This is a genomic window from Sorangium sp. So ce375, from assembly GCF_051473855.1.
In the GTDB taxonomy this organism is placed as follows: domain Bacteria; phylum Myxococcota_A; class Polyangia; order Polyangiales; family Polyangiaceae; genus Sorangium.
The window spans coordinates 1,728,833-1,752,950 of sequence record NZ_CP150335.1; the positions used below are offsets into that span (position 1 = coordinate 1,728,833).

General features: G+C 71.8%; 27 protein-coding genes. 11 read left to right on the top strand and 16 right to left on the bottom strand.

The window, feature by feature from the left end; genetic code table 11:
* Positions 1-2: 2 nt before the first annotated feature.
* The gene (locus tag WME90_RS06595) at positions 3-869 is read right to left on the bottom strand and encodes a LysR family transcriptional regulator (RefSeq protein ID WP_437280216.1); all 867 of its coding nucleotides are present in this window, start codon (positions 867-869) and stop codon (positions 3-5) included.
* On the opposite strand from WME90_RS06595, the gene WME90_RS06600 reads away from it, so the two are divergent.
* The gene (locus WME90_RS06600; RefSeq protein WP_437280217.1) at positions 831-1,811 is read left to right on the top strand and encodes a ketopantoate reductase family protein; all 981 of its coding nucleotides are present in this window, start codon (positions 831-833) and stop codon (positions 1,809-1,811) included. The two genes, WME90_RS06595 and WME90_RS06600, sit on opposite strands and share 39 nt — an antisense overlap.
* Positions 1,812-1,907: 96 nt before the next feature.
* Here the strand turns inward: WME90_RS06600 and WME90_RS06605 are convergent, their stop codons facing one another.
* On the bottom strand, positions 1,908-3,134 hold the full coding sequence (locus WME90_RS06605) for an amidohydrolase family protein (RefSeq protein WP_437280218.1): 1,227 nt from the start codon (positions 3,132-3,134) through the stop codon (positions 1,908-1,910).
* Between the two features lie 31 nt (positions 3,135-3,165).
* On the bottom strand, positions 3,166-3,750 hold the full coding sequence (locus WME90_RS06610) for a class I SAM-dependent methyltransferase (RefSeq protein WP_437280219.1): 585 nt from the start codon (positions 3,748-3,750) through the stop codon (positions 3,166-3,168).
* A 62-nt stretch (positions 3,751-3,812) separates the two neighbouring features.
* On the opposite strand from WME90_RS06610, the gene WME90_RS06615 reads away from it, so the two are divergent.
* Positions 3,813-4,271 carry a MarR family winged helix-turn-helix transcriptional regulator gene (locus WME90_RS06615; protein WP_437280220.1) on the top strand — a complete coding sequence of 153 codons (459 nt, stop codon included), beginning with the start codon at positions 3,813-3,815 and terminating at the stop codon, positions 4,269-4,271.
* A 36-nt stretch (positions 4,272-4,307) separates the two neighbouring features.
* Here the strand turns inward: WME90_RS06615 and WME90_RS06620 are convergent, their stop codons facing one another.
* From WME90_RS06620 to WME90_RS06630, 3 genes are all read right to left on the bottom strand, one after another.
* Positions 4,308-4,976 (bottom strand): glutathione S-transferase family protein, encoded by a 669-nt coding sequence (locus WME90_RS06620; protein ID WP_437280221.1) that lies wholly within the window; start codon positions 4,974-4,976, stop codon positions 4,308-4,310.
* 107 nt (positions 4,977-5,083) lie between these two features.
* The gene (locus WME90_RS06625; RefSeq protein WP_437280222.1) at positions 5,084-5,611 is read right to left on the bottom strand and encodes an SRPBCC family protein; all 528 of its coding nucleotides are present in this window, start codon (positions 5,609-5,611) and stop codon (positions 5,084-5,086) included.
* A 7-nt stretch (positions 5,612-5,618) separates the two neighbouring features.
* Positions 5,619-5,948 (bottom strand): ArsR/SmtB family transcription factor, encoded by a 330-nt coding sequence (locus WME90_RS06630; protein ID WP_437280223.1) that lies wholly within the window; start codon positions 5,946-5,948, stop codon positions 5,619-5,621.
* A 260-nt stretch (positions 5,949-6,208) separates the two neighbouring features.
* On the opposite strand from WME90_RS06630, the gene WME90_RS06635 reads away from it, so the two are divergent.
* The 4 genes from WME90_RS06635 (at position 6,209) to WME90_RS06650 (ending at position 8,863) form a co-directional block, all read left to right on the top strand.
* Positions 6,209-6,727 carry an SRPBCC family protein gene (locus tag WME90_RS06635; protein WP_437280224.1) on the top strand — a complete coding sequence of 173 codons (519 nt, stop codon included), beginning with the start codon at positions 6,209-6,211 and terminating at the stop codon, positions 6,725-6,727.
* Positions 6,711-7,070, top strand: coding sequence for an ArsR/SmtB family transcription factor (locus tag WME90_RS06640; RefSeq protein WP_437280225.1), 360 nt, complete (start codon positions 6,711-6,713; stop codon positions 7,068-7,070). The genes WME90_RS06635 and WME90_RS06640 overlap by 17 nt, the downstream gene beginning before the upstream one ends.
* 417 nt (positions 7,071-7,487) lie before the next feature.
* Positions 7,488-8,252 carry a class I SAM-dependent methyltransferase gene (locus WME90_RS06645; protein ID WP_437280226.1) on the top strand — a complete coding sequence of 255 codons (765 nt, stop codon included), beginning with the start codon at positions 7,488-7,490 and terminating at the stop codon, positions 8,250-8,252.
* Positions 8,253-8,371: 119 nt separating this feature from the next.
* The gene (locus WME90_RS06650; RefSeq protein WP_437280227.1) at positions 8,372-8,863 is read left to right on the top strand and encodes a Fur family transcriptional regulator; all 492 of its coding nucleotides are present in this window, start codon (positions 8,372-8,374) and stop codon (positions 8,861-8,863) included.
* A gap of 326 nt (positions 8,864-9,189) precedes the next feature.
* On the opposite strand, the gene WME90_RS06655 is transcribed toward WME90_RS06650, so the two are convergent.
* The 5 genes from WME90_RS06655 to WME90_RS06675 form a co-directional block, all read right to left on the bottom strand.
* Complete coding sequence (locus WME90_RS06655) at positions 9,190-9,420, bottom strand: hypothetical protein (RefSeq protein WP_437280228.1); 231 nt, start codon at positions 9,418-9,420, stop codon at positions 9,190-9,192.
* Between the two features lie 120 nt (positions 9,421-9,540).
* The gene (locus WME90_RS06660) at positions 9,541-10,293 is read right to left on the bottom strand and encodes an ABC transporter ATP-binding protein (protein WP_437280229.1); all 753 of its coding nucleotides are present in this window, start codon (positions 10,291-10,293) and stop codon (positions 9,541-9,543) included.
* Positions 10,293-11,102: an ABC transporter permease gene (locus WME90_RS06665; protein WP_437280230.1), complete on the bottom strand. Its 810-nt coding sequence runs from the start codon at positions 11,100-11,102 to the stop codon at positions 10,293-10,295. The genes WME90_RS06660 and WME90_RS06665 overlap by 1 nt, the downstream gene beginning before the upstream one ends.
* Positions 11,099-11,905, bottom strand: a complete 807-nt coding sequence (gene modA, locus WME90_RS06670) for a molybdate ABC transporter substrate-binding protein (protein ID WP_437280231.1) — start codon at positions 11,903-11,905, stop codon at positions 11,099-11,101. Before modA ends, WME90_RS06665 begins: the two co-directional genes overlap by 4 nt.
* A 70-nt stretch (positions 11,906-11,975) precedes the next feature.
* Positions 11,976-13,082 (bottom strand): substrate-binding domain-containing protein, encoded by a 1,107-nt coding sequence (locus WME90_RS06675; RefSeq protein ID WP_437280232.1) that lies wholly within the window; start codon positions 13,080-13,082, stop codon positions 11,976-11,978.
* A 262-nt stretch (positions 13,083-13,344) separates the two neighbouring features.
* Here WME90_RS06675 and WME90_RS06680 point away from each other — a divergent pair, with 262 nt between their 5' ends.
* Positions 13,345-14,772, top strand: a complete 1,428-nt coding sequence (locus WME90_RS06680) for an ATP-binding protein (RefSeq protein WP_437280233.1) — start codon at positions 13,345-13,347, stop codon at positions 14,770-14,772.
* 46 nt (positions 14,773-14,818) lie between these two features.
* Here the strand turns inward: WME90_RS06680 and WME90_RS06685 are convergent, their stop codons facing one another.
* Together WME90_RS06685 and WME90_RS06690 are read right to left on the bottom strand one after the other, a co-directional pair.
* Positions 14,819-15,358, bottom strand: coding sequence for a GNAT family N-acetyltransferase (locus WME90_RS06685; protein WP_437280234.1), 540 nt, complete (start codon positions 15,356-15,358; stop codon positions 14,819-14,821).
* A complete protein-coding gene (locus WME90_RS06690; RefSeq protein WP_437280235.1) occupies positions 15,355-16,602 on the bottom strand; it encodes a hypothetical protein in 1,248 nt (415 codons plus the stop codon). The genes WME90_RS06685 and WME90_RS06690 overlap by 4 nt, the downstream gene beginning before the upstream one ends.
* Positions 16,603-16,670: 68 nt before the next feature.
* Here WME90_RS06690 and WME90_RS06695 point away from each other — a divergent pair, with 68 nt between their 5' ends.
* From WME90_RS06695 to WME90_RS06710, 4 genes are all read left to right on the top strand, one after another.
* Positions 16,671-18,215 (top strand): PLP-dependent aminotransferase family protein, encoded by a 1,545-nt coding sequence (locus WME90_RS06695; protein WP_437280236.1) that lies wholly within the window; start codon positions 16,671-16,673, stop codon positions 18,213-18,215.
* A 478-nt stretch (positions 18,216-18,693) separates the two neighbouring features.
* Entirely contained in the window at positions 18,694-19,218 is a 525-nt protein-coding gene (locus WME90_RS06700) for a DUF3943 domain-containing protein (RefSeq protein ID WP_437280237.1), read from the top strand.
* A gap of 553 nt (positions 19,219-19,771) precedes the next feature.
* On the top strand, positions 19,772-20,755 hold the full coding sequence (locus WME90_RS06705) for a helix-turn-helix transcriptional regulator (RefSeq protein ID WP_437280238.1): 984 nt from the start codon (positions 19,772-19,774) through the stop codon (positions 20,753-20,755).
* A 204-nt stretch (positions 20,756-20,959) separates the two neighbouring features.
* The gene (locus tag WME90_RS06710; RefSeq protein WP_437280239.1) at positions 20,960-21,946 is read left to right on the top strand and encodes an NAD(P)-dependent alcohol dehydrogenase; all 987 of its coding nucleotides are present in this window, start codon (positions 20,960-20,962) and stop codon (positions 21,944-21,946) included.
* A gap of 74 nt (positions 21,947-22,020) precedes the next feature.
* On the opposite strand, the gene WME90_RS06715 is transcribed toward WME90_RS06710, so the two are convergent.
* The 3 genes from WME90_RS06715 to WME90_RS06725 all read right to left on the bottom strand — a co-directional run bounded on the left by WME90_RS06715 (position 22,021) and on the right by WME90_RS06725 (position 23,951).
* Complete coding sequence (locus WME90_RS06715) at positions 22,021-22,770, bottom strand: glutathione S-transferase (protein ID WP_437280240.1); 750 nt, start codon at positions 22,768-22,770, stop codon at positions 22,021-22,023.
* A gap of 127 nt (positions 22,771-22,897) precedes the next feature.
* Positions 22,898-23,101 (bottom strand): carbonic anhydrase, encoded by a 204-nt coding sequence (locus tag WME90_RS06720; RefSeq protein ID WP_437280241.1) that lies wholly within the window; start codon positions 23,099-23,101, stop codon positions 22,898-22,900.
* Positions 23,034-23,951 (bottom strand): SulP family inorganic anion transporter, encoded by a 918-nt coding sequence (locus WME90_RS06725; protein ID WP_437283570.1) that lies wholly within the window; start codon positions 23,949-23,951, stop codon positions 23,034-23,036. Before WME90_RS06725 ends, WME90_RS06720 begins: the two co-directional genes overlap by 68 nt.
* Positions 23,952-24,118 lie beyond the last annotated feature (167 nt).

The following is a 24,118-nucleotide window of genomic DNA, read 5'->3' on the forward strand; positions in this document are numbered from 1 at the left end:
CGTCATCCGCCGGACGTGCTCTTGGCCGTGTACTCCGCGAATATCTCGCTCAACGCCCTCGCCATCGCGCGCATGCGCGGCACCTGGCGCAGCTCTCGATGCATCACGACGTAGAACGGGACCGACGGACCCGCGGCGTCGAGCGCCACGGGCGCAAGACCCGGAAGATCGACGCCGGCCCCGTGCACGACGATGCCCATGCCTGCCCGTGCCGCCTCGAGCCGCGTCTCCACGGCGTTTGAACGAAGCGGGAAGTTTTGCGCGCCGCGCTCCACGAGCCAGCGGAAGGGGCCGAGTCCCTGGGTGACCCGCTCGTCGACGATGAAGCGCTGCTCGGGGTAGTCCTCTCGCGTGAGCAGGCGTCTGGGCAGGTGCGCCGCCAGGTAGGCGGCGCTCGCGTACAGAGCCGGCTCGATTTCGCCGGCGCGCTTCTCGATGAGCACGTTCGAGGCCGAACGCCCCGCGCGGAGCCCGATGTCGGCCTCGCGCTCCGCCAGATCGACGAGCCGCGACTCGACCGACACCTCGACGATGGTCGTCCGGTCCTGCTCCCAGCATCGCCGCGCCGCTTGCGCTGCCACGGCGCCAAACCCCTCCGGCACGGAGAGGCGCACGGTGCCGGCTCGCTCACGATCGTGCGCCCCCAGCGCTTGCTCGAACCCAGCGGCGATGTTCACGAGCGCGAGGGCCTCGCGTTCGAGCCGCACCCCGTGGCTCGTCCGGTGGACGACGGAGCGCCCGAGCGTGCGCTCGAGCGCCGAGACGCGGCGCATGACCGTGGAAGCCGACATCCCGAGGCGCTGTCCGGCCGCGAGGAAGCTCCCGCGGCGGTGGACCTCGAGCAGTACACGACAGTCATCCCAGTCCATGGTGCGACTCTGCCAGCACGGATGGTTTGCGTCCATGCAGAACTGTTTTTCATCCACGCAAAAACATGGTTCTCCGACGCAGGTTATGTTGCCGGCATGAAGATCGCGGTGCTCGGCGCAGGAGCTATCGGCAGTACGTTCGCTTACCATCTGGCCAGAGACGGACACGAGGTCACGGCCGTCGCGCGCGGCGCGCGGCTGGAGCGCCTGCAGGAAGACCGCGCCATCGTGCTGAGCGATGGCGCGCGCGCCCCCGTGGCTGTCGCCGGCACGCTCGACCCGACCGTCCCTTACGATCTGGTGCTCGTGACGGTGCTGGCGCCGCAGGTCGAGAGCGTCCTGCCCGCGCTGCGCCAGAGCGCCGCGAAGCACATCATGTTCATGTTCAACACCTTCGAGCCGCTGGATCGCCTGCGGGACGCGGTGGGCGCCGAGCGGTTCTCGTTCGGCTTCCCCGGCGGCGTCTTGGCGCACCTCATCGACGGCAAGCTGCGGAGGCGCGTCCTGCGCGGCACCACCGTGGGCAATGCGGCGTGGGCGCGGGTGTTCGGCGCTGCGGGGATCCCGACCGTGACGAGCGCCGACATGCACGGATGGTTGCGCTCGCACGCCGCTTTCGTGATCCCGCTCATGTCGATCGGCGTCGTCGTGGCGCACCGGAACGCCGGCATCACATGGCGTGAGGCGCGCCGCTACGCCGCCGCGCTCGCCCGAGCGTTCCACGTCGTACGCGGCCTGGGCCACGCCGTCACGCCGACGGAAGTGGCATGGCTCAGTCGCCTTCCGCGCCCGCTCACGACCTGCTTGTTCTGGCTCATGAGCCGCACCCAGGAGCTCCGAAACCTCGGCGCGCTCGGCGCTGCGGAGCCCCGGATGCTCATCGACATGGTGGCCGCCGCGGCGCCGGGTCAGGCCGCCGAGCTGCTGGCGATTCGCCCGTAGCGGCGCCCGGCCATCTCTCTGCGATTGCAGCGCTGATCTACGACCTCGCGACAGGCGAGCTCCCGCCGGCTCGCGCCACCTGAGCTCCGGGGATCTTCAGAGCGCGGCGCGAACGCCGCGGCGCCAGACCGCCCGGATATTCAACGTGTCGCCGATCGTGGTGGTCGGATCGCCCTCCACGAGCAGGAGATCGGCCCGCAAGCCGGGAGCGATCCGCCCCCGGTCATCGAGGCCGAAGCGCCGAGCCGTCAAGGCGGTTGCCGCTCTCAGCGCCTGGCGCGGCGTGAGGCCTGCCCGAACGAGGTAGTGGAGCTCGTGGTGGACGCTCGCGCCGTGCGCGAGACCTCCGAGGAACGGCAAGGGCATCGAGACGTCGGTGCCGACGAGGACGTCGACCCCGGCGTCGCTCAGCGCCTTCACCGAGGCGAGCACGTCCTCGATCTTCCCCTGCGGATAGTGGCCAAAGCTGCTGCGCAGCGTCTCGGTCCACCTCTCGTCGAGGCGGGAGCCGACGCGAGGGTCGTCGGCGAGCTCGGCGCCGGTGATCCCCATCATCGACGCGTTCAGCGTGACACAGGCGACGACAAATGCGCCGGACTCCGCGATCCGCTCGACGATCTCCGGGGTGTGCGGTCGATCCATGAAGAGGTGGGTAAGGCCGTCGATCCCCGCGTCGAGCGCCATGCGGGTCGCGTCGAGGGTGAGCGCATGCGCGAGGGTGAGCCTCCCGTGACGATGGGCCTCGGCGACGCCGGCGTTCAGGGTCGCCTGGTCCAGCATCGGGAGGCCGGGGTGTCCCTCGACGCTCCCGTCGTCCACCATGAACTTGATGTAGTCGGAGCCGGCGGCCACGAGCTTCGGGATATAGGCGACCGCCTCTTCCGGCGTGGTCACGTGCGGCACGACGATCGGGTCCACCCGCGGCCGCGGCGGCCCGCCCGCCCCGCGGCGGTCGAAGCCCTTCGGGAACAGCTCGCTCGGGTGTCCTCCAGGCGGGGTGAGCCCGAAGCCCGACGAGCGCACGTCGGCGAGCGTGTCGTCGCCGGAGATGTGGGCACGGTCGTTCCTGGTATGCACCCCTTGCATCTCGAGCTCGGTGGTGACGCCGAACTTCAATGCGAGCGCCAGGCCGGCCTCGCTCGTATGGACATGAGCGTCGATGAGGCCGGGGAGCAGCGTCGCCCCCGTCCCGTCGACGATCGCGGCGCCGCTCGGCGCCGGTGCGCCTACGGCCAGGATCGTGCTGCCGTCGATCAGGACGGTCGTGGGCGCATGGCCGACGTCACCGTCGAACACGCGGACATTGGTGATGGCGGTGATCATGGGGAGTCCTGTGTTGATAGCATGCTATGCATCAAGGCGAGTCGAGCTGCTCCGCCGAGCGGACCAGCCAGTACCAGTGCGATCGGACGAGGCGCCGGCGGCTCGCTCTGGCGTCGCGCAGCGCGAAGCGAGGCGCGAACGCCGTCTCCACGGCGGCGGCGTGGAGCGGGATGCCAGCCGGCGCCGCGTCCATCGCCCAGATCAGGTGGGTGCCGCCCGGCGCGAGGAGACGGGAGATCTCCGACACATAGAGGCCCTGCTGGGTCGCGTCGAGGCAATGGAAGCAGCCGACGTCGAACGACAGATCGAACGGGCCGGTGAGCGCGTCCAGGTTCGTCACGTCGCCGACGACGAAGTCCGGCCGGACCTTGTCCGCGGCCACGCGGGCGCGCGCCTTCTCGATGGCGACCGGGGAGAAATCGACGCCGGTGACGCGGAGCCCCTGGCGGGCGGCGTAGCGCGAGAAGCGGCCGACGCCGCACCCGAGCTCGAGCACACCGTTCGGCGCTCCCCGGCGCACGAGCGCGGCGATCTCGGGAGGGATCCGAATATCTCCCCACAGGGTGAGGGGGCGGCGATAGGCGCGGTCGAAGTAGGCGCTGGGCGTGGGTGGCATGGGGTCTTCCTGGGCTCGGGTTGCGGTTGCCTTCGGGACACCTCTCATGTATATCGCATGCTATGGAAGTCAAGGGAGGCCCCGCCTGGGCGCCCGAATCCGTGCCCACCTTCTGGATCAACCACGCGTCTCGGTTGATCATGCGCCATTTCGAGGAGCAGCTCCGCCCGCTCGGGTTCGGGATGGCCTACCTCCCGGTGATCATCGCCCTCGAGGAGAACGGTCCGCTCCTGCAAAGGGATCTTCTCGAGCGCGCGCACGTCGAGCAGCCGACGATGGCGGCGCTCCTCGGCCGGATGGAGCGTGACGGGCTGATCGTGCGCGTGCCCGACCCGACCGATGGCCGCGCGCGTCAGGTGTCGCTCACGGCCAAGGCCAAGGCCCGCCTTCCCGCCGTGAAGCACGCCATGCAGCGGGTGGTCGAGCGCGCGATGTCGGGCGTGAACGAGCGCGAGCGCGCCGCCCTGATGGCGACGCTGCGACGGGTGGTGGAGAACCTCGACGACCCTGCCGCGGGCTGAAGCGAGAGGCGCCGCCGAGCCGCGAGAGCTCCGGAGCTAGTCGCGATCTGTCGGGGCGCCGCCCGGGAAGTAGTGGCGGTAGGGGCGGCCGCCCTCCACAGCGCGATCGACGGACGGGCGCTCTCGCAGGCGGCGGTAGTAGGCGCGGAGGTTCGGGTGGCCGTCGAAGGGGTGGACCCAGTCGGCGTAGAACAGCGACGGGGCGGCCGCGCAGTCGGCGAGGGTGAAGGCGTCGCCTGTCGCCCAGGTGCGGCCGGCGAGCGCGCCGTCGAGCCAGGCGTAAACCTTGTCCAGCGCGGCGCGGGCCTGGACCTCCCCGTACTCATCGCGCGGGTTGGACTGCATCTCGCGGATGCGGTTGTTCACGATCACCTGCATTTGATTCATGACGTAGTTGTCGAAGATGCGGTCCAACATCCGCACCTGGAGCGCGGCGGCCGGATCGAGCGGGATCAGGCGGGCAGGATCCGGATGGGTCTGGTCGAGCCACTCGACCACGATGGTCGCCTCCCACAGGGTGAGGTCGCCGGCCTTGAGCACGGGGAACTTGCCGAGCGGCCAGATCGCCGCCAGCTCTGCGCCGGCCTGCGGGTTGGAAGGCTCCAGCAGGCGCAGCTCGAAGGGGACGCCCTTTTCGTAGAAGGCGATGAACGCCTTCTGGGAGTAGGACGAGAAGGGGTGTGCGTAAAGGATCGGTGTCGTCATGTCGGCCTTATCGTTTTGCGTGTCTGCGAGCGGTTCGTGTCTGCAAACGGTCATGGTCCGGCGAGGCCGTCGAGCCTTCCACCGGAGCGCCGGAAATCATCACAAGATCAACCTGATCGATGTCCTGGCCGGGCCTCTGCGCCCCTCGCCAGCTCTTCGCCGAGCGCGTCCAGCATCTGGAGCCAGCTCGGGTGCGCGCCCGTCCGGCGAGCGAGCGCCTCGCTCACGTTCTGCTCGAGCCTCACGAGCGTCCGCCCGTCTCGCTCGACGAAGGTGATCGAGACGAGCGTCTCCTCGGGCCAGCCGCGATCGTGCCCCTGGCTCTCGGAGGAGACGGGATTCCCCTTCTCGTCCGCGATGCGCATGGTGAACACGAGCCGCTCCGGCCGCACGATCTCGCGATAGACACCGACGGTCCAGCAATCGCCGAACTGCGGGTTGTGGATGCAGGAGTGGAAGCCTCCTCCCGGCCGGACGTCGATCCGCGCGAAGCGGATGGTGCACCCCCGCGGCGCGAACCAGCGCGCGAGCAGGTCGGGGTTCGTCCACGCATCGAACACCACGTCGCGCGGAAAATCGAACGTGCGCTCGATGACGACCGTGGGGTCGTGGGGGACTCGAGGCGATTGCATCATGACGTGATCACCCTCTCTTTGGCCGATGGAGCTCGTGAAGGAGGTCGTCCAGGCGGCCGAACGCCTCCTCCCAGTGCTGCCGGTACTGCTCGACCCAGGTCGCCACCTCGCGCATCGGCGCAGGGTTGAGCTGGCAAACGTGCTGTCGCCCGTCGCGCCGCTTCTCGATCAGGCCCGCTCGCTCCAGGGTTGCCAGGTGCTTGGAGATGGCCTGCTGGGAGATCTGAAACGGCTGCGCCAGCTCGTGCACCGACGCAGGCCCCGTCCTGAGCCGCACGAGGATCGCGCGCCGGGTGGCGTCGCTCAAGGCAGCCAGGGTCGTGCTCAGCGAATCCACAACCATATGGTTGTGGATCGAGACCCGGAAGTCAAGCGAAGGTCGAACCCGTCGAACGCCCGAGGTGGAGAACCCCCTGAATCGCGCCGTCGACGCGACGCTGGCGCTCGCGCGCCTCGCTGGCGCCGGACGCCACAGTCGCGCTGACGCTCGCGCGCCTCGCTGGCGCCGGACGCCACGGTCGCGCTGCGCGGACGATGTGCAATCAAATGGTTGCACATCCTCGCGCGGCTTTGTATTGTGCATCCAGGAGGTTGCACATGGCATCGACGGACAGGATCGAGAAGCGGGTCACGCTGCGCGCGCCCGTGTCGCGCGTGTGGCGGGCGATCGCGGACGCCCGGGAGTTCGGGCGCTGGTTCGGCGTGGAGCTCGAGGGCGAGTTCGTCGCGGGCAAGACGCTCACCGGCACATTCGATGAGGAGCTCAACGAAGCCGCCATCATCGACTACCAGAAGAGCCGCGGTCTCCGGCCTTCGAAGGTGAAGCTCCCGGAGCAGGGCGCGGTGTTCTGCACGGTGGAGCGCATCGAGCCGGAGCGGTACTTCAGTTTTCGCTGGATCCCGTATGGCATCGACGCCGAGGCCGACCCGCAGAACGAGCCGACGACGCTCGTCGAGTTCCGCCTCGAGGGGGTCGCTGAAGGCACCCTGCTCACCATCGTGGAGTCCGGCTTCGACCGTGTGCCAGCGCATCGCCGCGAGCGCGCGTTCCGCATGAACGAGGGCGGATGGGCCGCGCAGGCCGAGAACCTCGCGAAGTATGTCGGCGGCGCCTGACCACGCGGTCGCCGACGTCTTCTTCGCCCTGGGCGACGGGACGCGGCTGTCGGTGGTGACCAGGCTCGGGGCCGGAGGGGCGCTGTCGGCGACCGCGCTCTCCGACGGAGCGAAGGTGACGCGACAGGCGATCGTGAAGCACCTCCAGGTGCTCGAGGGCGCGGGCCTCGTGACGCACGAGAGGCGCGGGCGCGAGGTCCTCTATGCGCTCGATCCGCGGCGGATCGAGGAGGCCCGCGCGTTCCTCGACGGGATCTCCGCGGGCTGGGATCGCGCGATCGAGCGCTTGCGTCGGATGGTCGAGGAGCCTCCGTCTGCGCCGAACAAACCGAGAGCGCCCTAGCCGCATCGACGGGAAGCACCCTGAGAGAGCGCCTTGCCCATCGGTGTCGGCGCTCCTCGGGAAACCACGTGACGCCGGACAGGCCATTCCCCAATGCCCCGGTCGTGATCCGTCGATCGTTGTAGACGGCGGCGTCGTCCTCGCGTGAGGGCGCTCCTTGCGAGGACTTCGTCACGGCCATTCTGCCCCTCTACGCTTACGGCGCCGGCCGCTCTGGACAGTCGAGTGTTGCGCCGCTCTTCGCCCGGACACTGAGAATCCGGTTGAAATCGTAATACACCTGTTATGGTTCAGCGCACGCGAGGCGCGCATGTGCGCCTCGTCGGGCTGCTCGAGGCGCCGGCGCTCGAATGCGGCTCTCTTTCATTTCGTGGGGAGGATCGTTCCCATGGGCGGGTGATCCAGGAGGCGGCGAGGATGCTCACTTCACACGATTACTGGGCGAACTACTGGAGAGGCAACGCTGGCGCTCCGCGCGATCCGAGCGATGGGATCGAGCTCTACGATGTCGTCGCCCCGTTCCTGCCCCGTGACGATGGGCTGTCGTTCTTCGAGATCGGCTATGGGTCTGGCCGTATCCTCGCCGAGATCGGGATACACCACGGGTTCACCGTCAACGGCATCGACTGCGCGTGCGACCCGGCGATCGTCGCTCAGGAGCTGAAGAGCCTCGGTGTCAAGGTCGGGACGCTCGAGAAGAAGGACTTCTTCTCGTGGAAATCCGCACAGAAATTCGACATCGTCGCGTCCTTCGGCTTCATCGAGCACTTCGAGGATGCGGCGGCGGTCGTGGATCGCCACTTCGAGCTGGTGAAGCCGGGAGGCACGGTGGTGGTGGCGATGCCGAACATCGCCGGCGGGCAGAAGGCGCTCCGCTGGCTCCTGGATCGCGCGAACCTCGACGATCACAACACCCGCATCATGAATCTTTCGTTCCTCGAAGCCGCGGCCCACCGTAACGGTGCCGAGCTGGTCAAGGCCTGCTACACCGGCGGCCACTTCGACGTGTGGCTGGACAAAACGGCGTCGCTCGCGGTGCGGCGTGTGGTCTGGAAGCTCGTTCCGCCCGTCCGGACGCTGGTACGTCACACGATCCCGGGCGAGACGAACCCCTGGTTCTCACCTTGCCTCTTGGCCATCTACAGAGCGCCCGCTCGCGCCGGAGGGACGCTGGACGCCTGATCTTCGGCCGTTTCCGGCGCAACAAGGGTGGAGCGTGGCGCGTGGCGCGTGGCGCGCGCCCCCGCGGAGGTGGCGGGGGAGCGTTGACCATCTTGCGAGCGGTTCGTATAGTTCCCCGCGTGCGTCACGTGACCCCGCCGCCTGCGCTCGACGAGGCCGGCCTGGAGCGGGCGCTGGAACGGCTGCGGCGCACGGTGCGGCAGCGAGGCCTGAAGGGGTCGTCGGTCCGCGACGCCATCGCGCGCGCGGCGCTCCAGCGGCGAGGCCACTTCTCGGTCGACGATCTGCTGAAGGAGCTCCGCGAGGGCGGCGTCGTCGATGCCCACCCCGCCACTGTCTACCGGGTCCTACCCCTCCTGGTCGAGGCGGGGCTCCTCCAGATGACGCTCGTGTCGAAGGGCGAGGGGGCGCGGTACGAGCGAGCGTTCGAGCGAGAACATCACGACCACCTGATCTGCACACGCTGCGGCAAGGTCGTGGAGTTCGAGTTCGAGGCGATCGAGGTTCTTCAGCGCGACGTCGCGGAGCGATTCGGCTTCCGCTTGACGGGTCACGTCCACGAGCTGCTCGGCATCTGCAAGGACTGCAGCGCTGCCGGGGCCGAGCGCTGACGCGCGAGAGGCCCCCTGACGAGAGGCTCCCTCCCGGCGCCGGAGCGCGACCGGATCGCCGGCGTGTCCGACGATGAGGCACGCGGCGTAGAGGAGCAGCGACCCGGACACCACGGTCAGGTAGCCGGGCCACGCGAGCCAGCCGGCGCTCAGGGCGACGAACGCGCCGACGAAGCCGAACATCGCCGCGCCCCCCACCACCGCGACCCACCGGCCAAAGCGCCCCATGGCCGCGCAGGCGAGCTCCCGAGCCCTCGCGCGCAGCGCCCCGTAGGGCCCCTCCAGGGGAAGGGCCGTCGTGGCCGCGCGCGCGAGCGCTCGGGCCCTCACGCAACACCTCGCCGCGCGACGTACGTCAGATCGCTCGCCTTCCTCGCGTGGAGCTCCATGGCGGCCTCGCCGAGCACGGCCCACAGCGCCTCCAAGCTCGACTCGTCGAGCCGAATGGAGACGGGGCCGAGGTGAACCGAGATGCCCCCGCAATCCAGGCACCGCTGGACGTGCGCGACGCCGTTGTGGGCCAGGGTCTCGTGACGACAGTCCTTCGCGTTTGCCAAGTCGACCTCCCGAGCCGGACGATATGGCGAATGATTCGCATTTTCAATTCCGATGAAGCGGAAGCGGGTCTCGTTGGCCCGTGCTGAAAATTTGCGCTGAGCGTGAGCTTCCGGAGGCAGCTATCGCTGCTCGCCGCTGCTGCGCGCCGCGGCGGCGAACTCCTCCACGAAGGGCGACGCCGGGCGGGCGGCGAGCTCCTCCCAGGTGCCTGTCTGCGTCACGCGCCCGGCCTCGAGCACGGCGATGCGATCTCCCAGGAGCCGGGCGTCCGCTGCGTCGTGCGTGACGACGACGGTCGGCAGGGCGAGCGTGCGCAGGTAGTCCGCAAGGAACGCGCGGACCTCGCGGCGCGAATGGACGTCGAGCGCGGCGAGCGGCTCGTCGAGGAGCAGCGCCCTCGGGCTCACGGAGAGCGCGCGCGCGAGCGCCACGCGCTGCTTCTCGCCTCCGGAGAGCGCCTGCGTCCGCCGGTGGGCGTGCGCGGCGATGCCGAGGTCGTCGAGCATGGCGTCGATGTGGGCGGCGTGGGCCGCGCGCTTCCGCCGCGAGGGGTCGCTCCTCACGGCGAACTCGACGTTCTCGCGGACGCTCAGGTGCGGGAACAGCGCGTAATCCTGGGGCACATAGCCGATCCCGCGCTGCTCGACGGGCACGTCGATCCCGGCCGCGGTGTCGAGGAGCACCGCCTCGCCGACCTCCACCCGCCCTCGCTCCACGGGCAAGATGCCGAGGAGGAGCGAGAGCAAGGTCGTCTTCCCGGCGCCGTTGGGCCCCACCAGGACGAGCGCCCCGTCGCCGGTGTCGAGCTCCGCGTCGATGCGCAACCGCCCGACGCGCGCGGTCACGCGGGCGCAGAGGCGGTCGGCCGCCATCACGGCGCCGCCTCGGGGCGCTCGGTGGAGCGCCGCAGCACGGCGCGCACGAACAGGAGCAGCGTGAACGCCACGACGACGAGGACCATCGACAGCGCCTGCGCGGCGCGCAGCTCCGACTCGAGCGCCGTGTAGATGGCGAGCGGCAGCGTCTGCGTTCGCCCCTCCAGGTTCCCGGCGAACATCAGCGTCGCGCCGAACTCGCCGAGGGAGCGGGCCCAGCTCATGGCGGCCCCCGCGGCGAGCCCGGGGGCCGAGAGCGGCAGCGCCACGCGGAAGAACACCCGGAGCGGCGACGCGCCGAAGGTCCGCGCCACGACGAGGAGCCTCGCGTCGACCCTCCGGAACGCGCTGGTCGCCGCCTGCACGAAGAACGGCGCGGAGACGAAGACCTCGGCGACGACGACCGCGGTCGTCGTGAACGTGACGGACCACCCCGCGGGGTAGAGCCACCCCGAGAGGAGCCCGCGGCGGCCGAACGCGAGCAGCATGGCGACGCCCGCGACCGCGGGCGGGACGACGATGGGCAGCTGCACCACCGCCTCGACGGCGCGCGAGAGCCGCGCGCGCGAGCGCGCCAGCGTCCACGCGAGCGGCGTCCCGAGGACGACCACGACGGCGAGGCTCACGGAGGTCGTTAGGAGGCTCAGGCGCAGCGCGGGCCACACGAGGGGGTGGCGGAGGCCCTGCTCGACGTCCGCCGCCGTGGCCGTCGCGAACAAGGCGACGATCGGGACGGCCAGGAAGGCCACGAGGACGGCGCCGACCGCGGCCAGGGCGACCCGCTCCGCGCGGAGGCGCCCGCTCACGGGAGCGCGCCGCTCCCGGAAGGCACGAGGAACCCGGCGCGCCACAGCGCCGTCCGTCCGGCCTCCGACGTCACGAGGTCGACCCACGCGCGCGCGAGATCGGGGTGCGCGGCGCCGGACACGACGGCGATCGGGTACTCGGCGATGACGTTGACCTCGGGCGGGATCGCCACGACGACGACGCCGTCCTGCGCCGCCTCCGCGTCCGTCCGGTAGACGACGCCCGCCTGCGCTTCGCCGAGGCGCACCTTGGCGAGCACCTGCCGCACGTTGGGCTCGCGCGAGACGACCCTGGACTCCACGCGCGCGCGGAAATCCGCGCCCAGGGAGGCCGACGCGCGATCGAGGATCTGCAGCGTATAGCGGCCGATCGGGACCTCGGGGGTGCCGATGACGATGCGGGTCGCGGCGGGGAGGTCGGCGAACCCCCGGAGGGTCGCGGCGCTCTCTCTCGCGACGACGAGGATGGGCTCGTTGCGCGCGAAGACGACCGGGCCCGCGACGCGCCGGGATTTCACGAGCTCATCCATGTGGCGCTGATCCGCCGAGGCGAACACGTCGGCGGCGGCGCCGTGCTCGAGCTGCGTGCGGAGCTCCTGCGTGCCGGCGAAGTTGAACGTGACCTCGACGCCCGCGTTGGCGCGCTTGAAGTCCTCGCCCAGCGCGGTGAACACGTCCCGGAGGGAGGCGGCGGCGAAGACGACGAGCTTGTCCTCTCGCTGGGCAGACGCCGGCTCCGAGCGCTCGCAGCCGCCGAGGACGGCGAGGCACGCGGCGACTATCAGGAGGGGGAGGGCTCGCAACAGCTGTCGTCCGGGGCAATTCATCTGGAGGACTCCTGCGTTCCGTCGTTCCGTGGCTCCGTTCGCGCCGTCACGCCGCTCGCACCTCGGCGACCTGCTCGCCCGCCTGGCGAGCGTCGTAGGCGAGCGCGCAGAGCTCACGGCGGAACTCTCCCGAGACGAGGACGTCGAGCAGGCGCTGGACCCTGCGGTCGGCGAGCCCCTCGCGCGGGACCGCGAGGTCGTAACGCTCCTCGGTCAGGGCCACGAAGCCGAGCCCGAACGCCATCGCCGCGTCGCGCGTCGCGACGCCGGTGTCCGCCGCGCCCATCGCCACGGCGCGCGCGACGTCGAGGTGGCCGGCGACCCGCAGCCGCGGCTTGCGCGCCAGATCGAGCGGCAGCCCGTGGCTGCGCACCTCGCGCTCGAGGAGCCGCTGGGCGCCGGCGCCCGCCTCGCGGCCGGCGAGGCGCAGGCCGGGGAGACCGAGATCGGCCGCGCCGCGGATGCGGTCCGCGTCCCCGCGGCGAACGAGGAGGCCCGCCTCCCAGCGCGCCAGCGTGATGAGGACGATCGGCTCGGCGTGCCCGAGCCGGCGGACGTCGGCGACGTTCGCCTCGCCGGTGCGCGCGTCGACGAGGTGGACCCCCGCGATGTGGGTCCGCTGCCGGGCCAGCGCCTGGAGGGCGGCGGTGCTCGAGCGAGGGAACCAGAGGAACCGCCCGGGCCCCGGCCTCGTGTTGAGCCGGTCGGCGAGCAGCCCGAGGCCGGCCGCGCAGCCCATCACGACGACGTTCTCCTCGACCTCCGCGAGCTCCCGGAGGGGCTCGACGACAGCCATCCCGCGCCGCTCGCCGGTCACGATGCCGTCCGCGGCCGTCCGCACCGCGTCCTGCACGAGCGGGTAGGAGACCCAGCGGCCCGCGATGCGCGCCACCGCGGCGCGGCCCAGTGCCGCCGGCGCGTCGGTCTCGGTCGCGATGTCCGACGCCGCGCTCGGCGCCCCGAAGAGGTCCTCGACCTGGCAGTCGAGGGCGCCCGCGATGCGCAGCGCGACGTCGACCGCCGGGGTCGTGCGGCCCGCCTCGATGGCGCCGACGCTCTGCCTCGTGAGGCGGGCGCGCTCGGCGAGCGCCACCTGGGACAGCCCGCGCGCCTCGCGCCGCTCGCGGACCCGGTTCGCCGCTCGATCGGTCATGACGCACACTCTTTACACCGAGGAACGTTTGCTTGTCATCCGTTGATGGCTGATGGCCTCGATGCGCGCTTCCTCCCGCCAGGCCGAGCCGCCATGCTCGCCGCGCGCCGACCTGCCACGCCCCCGCTCGCCGGAGCGCGCCTCGCCGCGCCGCGCGGCGCTTGGGGGCAGCTTGCTCTTCGCGGAGCGTGGCCCAAGCCTTCGTCGAGTGGCTCAGCCCCACGGATCCGCCGGCGCCCGTCGAGAGGACGGAACTTCGGTCATGCCGACGCGGACGCGCTTCGAGGCCACGGCGAGGATGGGTTACGCCATCCTCACGCTGCTCCTGGCCGTCGGCATGGCGTTCTCGGTGCGGCGCTTCTCGTCCGTGGCTGAGGCTCAGATCGATCGGCTGCGCGCCAAAGAGCACGAGATCACGCTCGTGGAGCGGCTCCGGTGGAGCAGCGAGCTCATCGTGTCTCACGGCAGGGGTTATCTCATCTCCGGCGATCGCGAGCTCCTGAAGGAGGCGAAGAGCGCCAGGGGGCATTTCGATGAGCACGTCAGCGCTCTTCGCGACCATGCGCTCAGCCCGATCGGCCTCCAGCTGGTGGCGGAGGTCGAGCAGGCGGCCAGGCGCCTCGTCCGGATCCAGGAGGAGCTGCTCGCCGCCCGTCAGCGGACCGACGACCCGAGCTCGCTCGTGCGCCGGTTCGACGAGGAGCTGAGGCCGCGTCACCGCGAGCTCGAGGCCTCCCTCGGCCGCCTCGTCGACCACAAACAAGCCATCCTCGAGCACCTCTACGATGACGCGAAGGCGGAGCGAGCCCGGCTGGAGATGTGGCTGGACGGCCTGCTGGGCTTGCTGGTGCTGGCAGGCCTGGGGATCTCCTGGTACTTCACGAAGCTCCTCGGCGGCCCGTACAACAAGGCGCGGGAGGCCCGCGACGCCGCGCGCACGGCGCTGGCGGCGCGCGACGAGCTCATGGGCATCGTGGCCCACGACCTGCGCAACCCGCTCGGCGCCATCGCGCTGAAGGCAGCGCGGCTGCGGAGGGGCGCCGACTCCGAGCGGATACGGCAGCAAGCGGAGTCGATCGAGCACGTCTCGCTGCGGATGGAGCACCTCATCAGGACCATGCTCGACGTGACGACGATGCAGGCCTCCAAGTTCTCCGTGACGCCGGAGCCGTGCGCGGTGGAGGACCTCCTGCACGAGACGATGGAGATGTTCGGGCCGCTCTCCGAGTCGAAGCACGTCCGGTTCGAGCAGCGCTTGAAGGAGCCCGGGCTCGTGATCCGCGCGGAGTGGGAGCGCGTGCTCCAGGTGTTATCGAACCTCCTCGGGAACGCGCTGAAATTCACGCCCCAGAGCGGCCAGGTGACCCTCTCGGTGGACCGGGACGGGGCGATGGCCCGCTTCGCCGTCCTCGACTCGGGGCCAGGGATCCCCCGCGAGAACCTCACGAGCATCTTCGAACGGTTCTGGAAGGAGGAGAGGCCCGGGAAGAAGGGCACGGGCCTCGGGCTCTACATCGCCAAGGGGATCGTCGACGCGCACGGCGGCCGCATCTGGGTGGAGAGCGAGGTCGGGCAGGGCGCCCGGTTCTACTTCACGCTCCCGATCGCCGAGCCGGCAGCCCACGAGGCGCCCGCCGCGGCAGGGGCGCCCGCGCCGTCCGCGGGAGGCGACGACCGCCGGCGCGGGTGAGGCGTCGACCGGCACACGGCGGCGCCCTCCGGGGCTGCCCGGCGCTTCACGGCTGCTCTACGCGCGCGCCCTCCCGGACGCGCGCGTAGAGCAGGACGTCGCCCACCCGCCCGTCCTTCACGACGTGGCGGCGCATCCGCGCCTCGAACGCGTAACCCGCCTTCTCGAGCACCCGGGCGGACGCGCCGTTCCAGTCGAAGACGCCCGCCTGGATGCGCTCGAGGCCCAGCTGCTCGAAGCCGTACCGCGTCAGCGCGATCACCGCCTCGGTCGCCAGCCCGCGGCCCCAGTAGGCCGCGCCGAGCCAGTAGCCGATCTCCGCGGTGTGCCGGTGCACGTCGTCGAAGCGCTCGAGGCCGATGCCGCCGGCCGCCTCGCCTTCGACCACGATCGCCAGCGCCTCGCCGGGCTGCGCCCGCGCCGCGCAGTGCGCGATCCAGCCCTCGGCGTCCTCGCGCGTGTACGGGTGCGGGAAGCGATCGCGGAGGTTCGCCCAGACGCGGCGGTCGTTCGCGTTCTTCACGAGCGCGCCGACGTCGACCGCCGCCCAGGGACGCAGGGTGAACGCGGGCATCTCGAGGATCACGGGGTCGCTCCTTCCGGTCGAGCCTCGCCGGCCCGGGTCTCCGATCGATCGAAGAGCTTCACGAGAATCTCGCTCCCGACGCCGGTCGCGACCATCCGCTCGCGGCGGTTCGAGAGCAGCTCGCCGAGCCACGGCACCGCGCCGCCGTCGCCGAGCGGGAGCTCGAGGCCGTCGTCCCGCCGGACGACGAGCTGGATGAACGGCCCGGCGTAGTAGCCGAGCCCCTGCAGCCGCGCGAGATCGTAGACGACCTCGACCTCCGGCCGCGCGCGAGAGAGCGGCTCGCCCACCTCGGCGACCCAGCGCTCGGCGCGCGCGAGGAGCTCCGGGCCGAGGCCGATGGACCGCGCGGCCCCCACGAGATCCGCCGCGGCGCGCGGGAGATCGACGGAGGCCTCGCGCAGGGCCGCCTCCGTCGACCCGGGCTCGTGCGCCTTCGCCCGCCGCGCCATCGCGTCGGCGTCGAGGCCGCGCGCGCCGAGGCTCGCCCGGACCAGCGACGTGTCGGAGAGCACGACGCGCAGCCCCGCCGCGCGGAAGCCCGCGTGGGGCAGCGCGCGGACCAGATCGGCCCAGACGACGAGGTGCTCGAGCAGGGCGCGCCGCTCGCACGCGTCGTCCTCGCCGCGGCCCGGCGAGCGGGCCGCCGTCACGAGCGCGAACAGGCGGAAGTGCGGCGTGAAGCCCGGCTGGGTCGTGGGCTGCATGCGCAGGACGCGCTGGCTCGCGCAGAACCGCAGCGGCTCGCCGCCCCGGGTCCCGCGTCGGCGCCGGGCGGCGTGCAGCGCGAGCCCCGTCGTGGGATCCGCGGCGACCTCGGCGAAGCGGACCGTCGCGAGCACGTTGTTCGGCTCGACGCCCGCGCACGCCGTGGCGCCGAGCGGCCCGATCGGGGCGAGATCCACCGCCTCGAAGCCCGCCGCCGCCGCGAACGCCGCCGCGTCGAGGGCGTGCAGCCGACGGGCGTCCGCGGCCGAGGCGTGCGTCATCGGCGCGCGCTCCGCGTGGTCGAGGACGTCGGCGAAGCTCCGCCGCAGCGCGCGCCGGCGCAGGCAATGGAGCAGGAGCGTGGTCAGCTCGTTGCCCGGGAGGTCCTCGGCGAGGAGCCGATCGAGCGGCTGACCCGCGTGCGCCCCGGCGGCGCGGCGGGCGATGCGCGACGAGAGCTCGCCTGTCTTGTCGCCTTCGAGCGGCCGCCGCTCGCGGGCGGAAGACAGCGACGTGGGGTCATCGGCGGTGGGCATGGCTGGCTCCTCGTCGACAGCGTGCCCTGGAGCTGGCACCCTGGAAAGTGCCAGCAGAGGCCGTCTCGATGGTGCCAGCGCGCTCCACCCCTCACGCCGCCCACGCCTTCCTCCGCCTGCAGCGCGGCGCGCCGGCGACGCTCGCCGCCCAGCTGGTCGAGCAGCTGCGCCGCGCGGTGCTCGACGGCGTCCTCCAGCCCGATCACCTGCTCCCGTCGTCCCGCGAGCTCGCGCGGGAGCTCGGCGTGTCGCGCAACACCGCCGTGGCGGCGTACGAGGCGCTGGCCGCGGACGGCACCATCGTGATCCGCCCCCGGCGGGCGCCGGTCGTCGCCCTCGTGCCGGCGCGCGCGGGGTGGCAGGGCGCCGCCCGTGTCCAGCCGGCGGCGGCCGCGCCGCGCACGTCGAAGAGCGCGCGGCGGCTCTCGGCGGTGGTGCCCCCCGACAAGCTCGACGCGCTCCTCGGGAGCCGCGCGCGATCGCGCCCGTTCGGCGTCGGCCTTCCGGACCTCGAGCTGCTGCCGTGGCGCATCCTCGAGCGGTGCCTCGCGCGCCGCGTCCGGTCGATGTCGGCGGCCGACGCCCTCGACCACGATCCGCGGGGCGCGCCGCTGCTCCGGCGCGCCGTGCTCCACCACGTGGCGGTGGCCCGCGGCGTGCGCGCGACGGTCGACCAGGTGTTCATCACGGAGGGATCCCTGGCCGCGGTGGACCTCTGCTGCCGCGTGTTGCTCGACCCGGGCGACGCCGCCTGGGTGGAGGACCCGGGGCCGCTCGCCCTCCGCGCGGCGGTGCGCATGGCGGGCGCGCGGCTGATCCCGATCCCGGTCGACGAGGACGGGCTCCGGGTGCACGTCGGCGTGCGCCGGGTGCCACACGCGCGGGTCGCCTTCGTGTCGCCGGCCTACGCGTTCCCCTCCGGGGCGCGGCTCACGCTGCCGCGGCGCATCGAGCTGCTGTCCTGGGCCGCCAAGGCGGGCGCCGTCATCGTCGAGATCGACTACGAGGGCGAGCTGCGGTTCGACGGCTCGCCGCTGCCCTCGCTGCTCGGCCTCGACCTCGAGGGCGTGAAGGATCGCGTGATTCACGTGGGGACCTTCAGCCGCTCGCTGTTCCCGGGCCTGCGGCTCGGCTTCATGATCGTGCCGCCCGCGCTGGTGCGCGCCGTGGCCGCGGTGCGCGCGGCGTCGACGCGCGCACCGCCCTACCTGCTGCAGGCCGCGCTCGCCGACTTCATCGACGAGGGCCACTTCGCGCGCCACCTCCGGAAGCTGAAGCAGGCGACGCGGCACCGCCGCGATCTCTTGCTCGCGGAGCTCGGGCTGCTCCTGCCGAGCGCCGTCCGGGCGCGGGCGCCCGCGGGGGGCTCGGTGCTGACGCTCGACCTGCCCGCGGGCTCGGACGACGTCGCCATCGTCCAGGCGCTCGCGGCGCGGGGCGTGGACGCGCTGCCGCTCTCGCGCAGCACCGCGGCGCGCGCTTCGGCCCGCGCGCCGCGCGCGCCCGGGCTCATCCTGGGGTTCGGCGCGCACTCGGAGGGCGTGCTCCGGGACGCGGCGCGGACGCTGGCGGCCGTCGTGGTGGGGGCGATCGGGGCGGGCGAGGCGCGATGAAGCCGCGGGAGCCTACGCCAGCCCGCGGCGAGTCGGCGCGCCGTCAGGCCCGCGGTCGCGCTGGAGCGCCGAGCAGCTTGGAAACCAGAGAAATAAGCCGCCTGGTCGCCAAGGTCGCCAAGAAGACATGAAAATGAGCCGTCGAGTCGCCAAGAAGTCCTTAAAAATCTTGGCGTCCTTGGCGACTTGGCGGCTCAAATTCTCGCTGTTTGCATGCGGCTTCAACCCGTCTGTCGCTCTAGACTCGGGTCTGGCCGCCGCACCCACCGCGCGCCGCGGCCGCTCCCCAATGGCCCAGATCCGCCTGTGCGCTGCCGCTTCTCTCGCCGTCCTCGTCTCTGCGTGCGCCGGCCGGACGACGGCGGTCCCTCCGGCTGAGGCGGCATTCCCGCCGAGCCTCCCGGCCCCCTTGCCGGAGCGCGCGCCTGCCGCGGGGGAGCCCCAGGCATGGCCGCGCGCCGCTGCGGCGGCCGAGCCCGTGGAGCCCGCCTGGGCGCCGCCGATCGTGCACACCCTGGCCGTGCTCACGGTGACCCGCAGCGTGGAGGCGGTGCTGTGGCCCGAGCCCTTCGCCGACTTCCGCGTGGAGCGATGGGGATACCAGTATGGCGAGGCGCTCACGAAGCCGCCGCTCTTCGACGCCGCTCAGCCCGCCTTCCGGTGGGATCACGACCCATGGCCGATCAACGTGGTTGGCCACGGCCTGCTCGGGAGCGAGATGTACCTCAGGGCGCGGAGTTGCCGCTTCGGCGCCCCGGCCGCGTTCGCGTTCGCCGTCGCCGGCACCCACCTCTGGGAGTACGGCTACGAGGCCAACGGCGTCCGGCCCTCGGCGCTCGATCTGGTCTATACGCCGCTCGCCGGGGCCCTCCTGGGTGAGCTCCGCTATGTGACGTGGCGCGCGGCGGGCAGCATCGAGAGCGCGCCGGCGCGCCTAATCGTGCGCGCGCTCATGGATCCGTTCGGCGAGATCGAGCGGGGCGCCGGGGTCTTCGACTGCTAGCTCCGCGGGTCAGAAACACCGCCAGAAACACCGGTCGATGGCGAGCGGTCGCTGGAAACAGTAGCGATTCTCATGGCGTCCGCCTGTTTCGCCGCCGAGGGCGGTTCTGGTGTGGCCCAACGGGGCGCCCTCCGCCGTCGCGTCGCTCGCGGTGAAGGGCCCGCGGCATCACCGGTCCCACCGCACGGCCACGCTGCACGCGTTGGCTGACATAGAGAACCCCATGCGATCTGGCCTCCTGGGAAACGGCGCTCTATCAATCGTTAATCTATGCATCTAAGGGGCCGCTTTCACTCCACAGCCTGCGGGGCGCTGGCCATGGCATATCGCTATGGCGAGCTCGGGCTCGATCCCGACGAGGCCGAGAACCGCCGGTATACGATGGCGGCCGAGCACGCCATCCAGCTCCGGCAGGCTCCCCCGTGAGCGCCCGGGCGCCCACGCGGTCGCGACGTGTCAGCGCATCGCCCGAGGACCGAGGACCGAGGGGCAGCTGGTCCCTCGCCGGCAGCCAGCCGGGCGCGGCGCGTGCTAAAACGTCCGCATGGAGGCGATGAGGATCGAGGGAAGCGAGCGCGATCTCGAGACGTTCGCGGCGGGGATCCTCCAAGGCGCCGCACCCATCGAGACGCCCACCCCGTTCGAGCGCCAGGTGCGCTGGGACCTGCAGGGCAACACGGGCCTCATCAGCGCCTCCACGCTGCGCTCCGGCATCTCCCTCTCCGCCACCCGGTGCCGGTGGGCGTGGGCGTCGGGGATGGTCATCGACCACGCGCCGACGGGGCTGGAGTTCGTCCTGTCGCGGGGACCCCACATGCGGGTGAGGAGCAGCGAGGGAGACGGCTTTCTCCTCGGGGGCGGGACATTCCGCATCGGCCAGGTGAAGAGGCCGCTGAAGCTCGTGTGCGAATGGGACGAGTCGGCCCTCGGGCAGGATCAGGACAGCCTCTGCCTCATCATCGACGCATGGCGGCTCCGCGAGCTCCTGGGCTCGCAGGTCCTGCCTGCGCCCCTCGAGCGGATCGTGGCCGACACCGGGGGTTACCCGCGCGCGACGCACGCCATGTCGCCGACCCTGTACCGGCTGCTCGACGAGATCCTGGGCTGCGACGCCAAGGGTCTCTCCCGGCAGCTCTACCTGGAGGCCAAGGGGATCGAGCTGATGGCGGCCATGGTCGATCAGCTGGAGGAGAGCGAGAGCGCTGCGTCGCCGCTCCTCTCGCAGCACGACATCGCGCGGCTCGAGCGGGCGCGGCACGCCCTGCTGGCGCGCATGGTGGACCCGCCGACGCTCCCGGAGCTCGCCCGGCACGCCGGGCTGAACGAGGTGAAGCTCAAGGCGGGGTTCCGCACGCTCTTCGGCGCGCCGGTCTTCGCGTACCTCCGGAACCACCGGCTGGAAGAGGCCCATCGCCTGTTGCGCCAGCGGGCGTGCAACGTGACCCAGGTGGCGCAGCGGGTGGGGTACGAGAACCCGAGCAAGTTCGCGGCCGCGTTCCGCAAGCGGTTCGGCGTGCCCCCGTCGACGGTGGGCTGAGCGCCCTGGGGGCGACGCTCGCTGCCGCGGACGGCGAGGGGGCGCGCGGGGAGCATCGCCACGAGGGGTAGGTGCCGCCAGGGGCCGGCTCGAAGCACGGTCCTCCCGCTGGGAGCTGAAAGGCTCCCGCGTGGAGCGGCGGCGTGCGGCCTCCGGGACCACCATCGCAGCGGGCGGCGAAGGGGCTCGCCACGGGAGAATGCGATGAAGGCGATTGTTCAGTACGAATACGGTTCGGCGGACAACCTGCGGCTTGAGGAGATCCCCATGCCCGCGCTCAGGGACGACGGTGTGCTCGTGCGGATCGAGGCCGCGTCGGTGAACGCGGCCGACTGGCACATGATGCGGGCAGATCCGTTCTTCCTTCGGTTTCTCGGCTTCGGGCTCTTCGCGCCGAATCACCGGGTGCCCGGCGCCGACATCGCCGGTCGGGTGGAGGCGGTGGGGAAGAACGTGACCCGGTTCCGGGTGGGCGACGAGGTGTTCGGGGATCTGTCCGCTTACGGGTGGGGAGGCTTTGCGGAATACGTCTGCACGTCGGAGCAGGCGCTGGCCCCGAAGCCGTCGAACGTGAGCTTCGAGGAAGCGGCGGCCGTCCCCTTGGCGGCGTTGGCTGCGCTCCAGGCGCTCCGCGACTGCGGGCGGGCTCGGGCCGGGCAGCGGGTGCTCGTCAACGGCGCCTCTGGAGGGGTGGGGACGTTCGCTGTCCAGATCGCGAAGGCCCTGAACGCGGAGGTGACAGGGGTGTGCAGCACCAGGAACCTCGATCTGGTGCGGTCGCTGGGCGCCGATCACGTCGTCGACTACACGCGCGCGGACGTCACCCGGAGCGGGCACGAGTACGACCTGATCGTGGACGCGGCGGCTTACCGATCCGTCTCGGACTACCGGCGCGTGCTCCGCGATGGCGGCACGTACGTGCTCGTCGGAGGAACCACCGGGGCGTTTCTGCGGGTCGCGCTCCTGGGGCGATGGTCCGGGTCGAAGGCGATGAAGGCGCACGCGTCGCGTCCGAGCGCCGCCGATCTCATCGCCCTGACGAAGCTGATCGAAGCGGGCACGGTCAGGCCGGTGCTCGATCGGCGTTATCCCTTGAGCGGGGTACCGGAGGCGGTCCGCTATCTGGAGAGCCGTCGCGCGCGGGGGAAGGTGGTGGTTACGCCCGCCACCGCCGTCGTCCCGCCGTCGTGACGCGAGGCCTCCCGCGTCACGTCTCCAGATCGCGCTTCAGCCGATCGAGGAGATCGACCGCGGCGGTGGCGGATTCACCGCCTCTTCGACGGCGCCGGATCGAGCCCCGGATAGTGCCGGAAGATGCCGTCTTCGTTGAAGGGTATCCGCCGCTCCGAGGCCAGGTAGGCCGCGATCCGCGGGCGCTCGGCCACGCGGTCGTGCAGGGCGACGAGCCCGGGGATCCTGGGCGCGAAGGCGGCCATGGCGTGCGGGAACGCGTAGCGGAGCCCCGCGATCACCTGGAACAACGAGAGATCCACGTAGGACATCGCGCCTCCCAGGACGTGACGGCCGCCGTGGCGCTCGAGGACGCGCTCGAAATAGCCGAGGAACTTGGGCATGCGCTCGGCGAGGAAGGCCTGGCTGCGGCGGAGGGCCACGGGCTTCTGGTCCTCGTAATAGAGCTCGACAGAGATGGGGTGGTGCGTGTCGTGCACCTCGGCGACCAGATCGGTGATGGTGAGCTGGAGCTGATGGGCGCCGAGCCTGCTCGCCTCGTCGTCCGGCGCGAGGCCGAGGCGCGGGCCGAGGTAGAAGAGGATGTTGGCCACCTGGGCGATCACGAGATCGCCGGAGCGAAGGAACGGCGGCGCGAAGGGCTCGAGCGCGAGCGCGTGGCTCTTCATGAGCTTCTGCATGGCGGCGACGCCGCCGTGCTTCGCCGCGGGCAGCCGGGCGACATCGATATAAGGAGCGTCGGCGTCCTCGAGCGCGAGGCGCACGAATTCGCCGCGGCCCTGAATGCCAGGCCAGTAGTACAGCTCGTACGTTGGCGCGTTCATGATGGATAACTCGTGCCGGCACGGGCCGCGGTCAATGGGCGCGCCGCCGAGCGGTCCGCCGAGCCCCGCGCGGGCACGCGAGCCGGTGCCCCCTGCGCCGCGCCGCTGGCGAGTAGATCGATGTCCTTCAGCGCAAGGGCGGTGGCTCCGAGCGAACCTCGTTCGCGCCACGACCCTCCATGACGGTGAACGCCCGCTTGGCCTCGTCCCATTCGAAGAGCTCGGCCTGACGGACGTCATAGAACCAGCCGTGAAGCTCGATTTCACCGCTCGCGAGCCGGTCGCGCACCAGCGGAAACCGCCGGAGGTTGTCGAGCTGGCGCACGATCACGGCGCGCGCCGGGCACGCGCTCCTCTTCGGCGCTCGCCGAGAGCAGCGTCTCCATCGAGGCGAGCGCGAAGAGGACGAGCGCGGCCCGACCGAACTGCGCCACGCCGTGCGCGGGCTCGCTGGGCCACGGGCCGAGCGGCAGCGCGAACGGCATATCGGACAGCGTGGGGAGATCCAGGTGCGCTCGTCGTGTGACCCAGGTGCACGCCGCGATCGCGAGCAGCGCGACCGGGGCGCGCCGCGCGTAGCGGGCTCCCAGCCACGTGGCCGCGCCCGCGAGCATGGCCATCGCGAGCGCCGGGGCGCGCGCACCGCTGAGGTGGGCGCCGATGTGGTCGAGCGCGCGCAGCGGGTCGAGGTCCGCGGGCGCCGCGAGCCCGAGCGCGTCGGGCAGGCTCTGGATGACGAGCAGCGCGCCGAGGCCGAGCACGAAGCCGTGCACGACGGAGAGGGGCACGAGGCGAGCGAAGCGGCCGACCCCGAGCACCCCGACGACGAGCTGAAAGAGGCCGCACATCGCGCCCGCGAGCGCGAGGGGCGCCGCCCCGTAGTCGCGGGCGACGTCGGCGAGCGCGAAGCCCATCGCGAGGCCTGGCCCGGCGAGGCCGAGCGTCGTGCCGCCGAAGAGCGCGACCACGGCGCTGCCGATGACGGCGCAGGTCAGCGCGGCCGCAGGGGGGAGCCCGGCGTGGTGCGCGGCGAGCAGCGTGAGCGCGAACGAGGGGCCGACGGCCGCGGCGCCCGCGATGACGTCGCTCCACCGCGTCGCGCGGCGAGACGCCTCGCGCCATGCCAGGCCGAGCTGCGGGAGATGGTCGCCCCGCTCGGCGACGCGTTCACCTGGGAGTATGGCACCTACCGATTCCCCCTGTGGGGTAAGGGGTACTGCTTCTACGGAGCTCCTGCGCGGAGGGCCACGTCCCGCGGCGTAGACAGGCCATGACGAGCTTCAGATACGTTTGAACTTTCTGCTCCTGATGCAGAATGTCTCCGGGGTTGCGGCCGGGGACGCCGAGC

Bases quoted from the DNA above. Each gene is read 5' to 3' on its own strand.
- WME90_RS06595 (WP_437280216.1), bottom strand. From the start codon at position 869: ATGGACTGGGATGACTGTCGTGTACTGCTCGAGGTCCACCGCCGCGGG.
- WME90_RS06605 (WP_437280218.1), bottom strand. From the start codon at position 3,134: ATGATCACCGCCATCACCAATGTCCGCGTGTTCGACGGTGACGTCGGC.
- WME90_RS06610 (WP_437280219.1), bottom strand. From the start codon at position 3,750: ATGCCACCCACGCCCAGCGCCTACTTCGACCGCGCCTATCGCCGCCCC.
- WME90_RS06615 (WP_437280220.1), top strand. From the start codon at position 3,813: ATGGAAGTCAAGGGAGGCCCCGCCTGGGCGCCCGAATCCGTGCCCACC.
- WME90_RS06620 (WP_437280221.1), bottom strand. From the start codon at position 4,976: ATGACGACACCGATCCTTTACGCACACCCCTTCTCGTCCTACTCCCAG.
- WME90_RS06625 (WP_437280222.1), bottom strand. From the start codon at position 5,611: ATGATGCAATCGCCTCGAGTCCCCCACGACCCCACGGTCGTCATCGAG.
- WME90_RS06635 (WP_437280224.1), top strand. From the start codon at position 6,209: ATGGCATCGACGGACAGGATCGAGAAGCGGGTCACGCTGCGCGCGCCC.
- WME90_RS06640 (WP_437280225.1), top strand. From the start codon at position 6,711: ATGTCGGCGGCGCCTGACCACGCGGTCGCCGACGTCTTCTTCGCCCTG.
- WME90_RS06645 (WP_437280226.1), top strand. From the start codon at position 7,488: ATGCTCACTTCACACGATTACTGGGCGAACTACTGGAGAGGCAACGCT.
- WME90_RS06660 (WP_437280229.1), bottom strand. From the start codon at position 10,293: ATGGCGGCCGACCGCCTCTGCGCCCGCGTGACCGCGCGCGTCGGGCGG.
- WME90_RS06675 (WP_437280232.1), bottom strand. From the start codon at position 13,082: ATGACCGATCGAGCGGCGAACCGGGTCCGCGAGCGGCGCGAGGCGCGC.
- WME90_RS06680 (WP_437280233.1), top strand. From the start codon at position 13,345: ATGCCGACGCGGACGCGCTTCGAGGCCACGGCGAGGATGGGTTACGCC.
- WME90_RS06690 (WP_437280235.1), bottom strand. From the start codon at position 16,602: ATGCCCACCGCCGATGACCCCACGTCGCTGTCTTCCGCCCGCGAGCGG.
- WME90_RS06695 (WP_437280236.1), top strand. From the start codon at position 16,671: ATGGTGCCAGCGCGCTCCACCCCTCACGCCGCCCACGCCTTCCTCCGC.
- WME90_RS06705 (WP_437280238.1), top strand. From the start codon at position 19,772: ATGAGGATCGAGGGAAGCGAGCGCGATCTCGAGACGTTCGCGGCGGGG.
- WME90_RS06710 (WP_437280239.1), top strand. From the start codon at position 20,960: ATGAAGGCGATTGTTCAGTACGAATACGGTTCGGCGGACAACCTGCGG.
- WME90_RS06715 (WP_437280240.1), bottom strand. From the start codon at position 22,770: ATGAACGCGCCAACGTACGAGCTGTACTACTGGCCTGGCATTCAGGGC.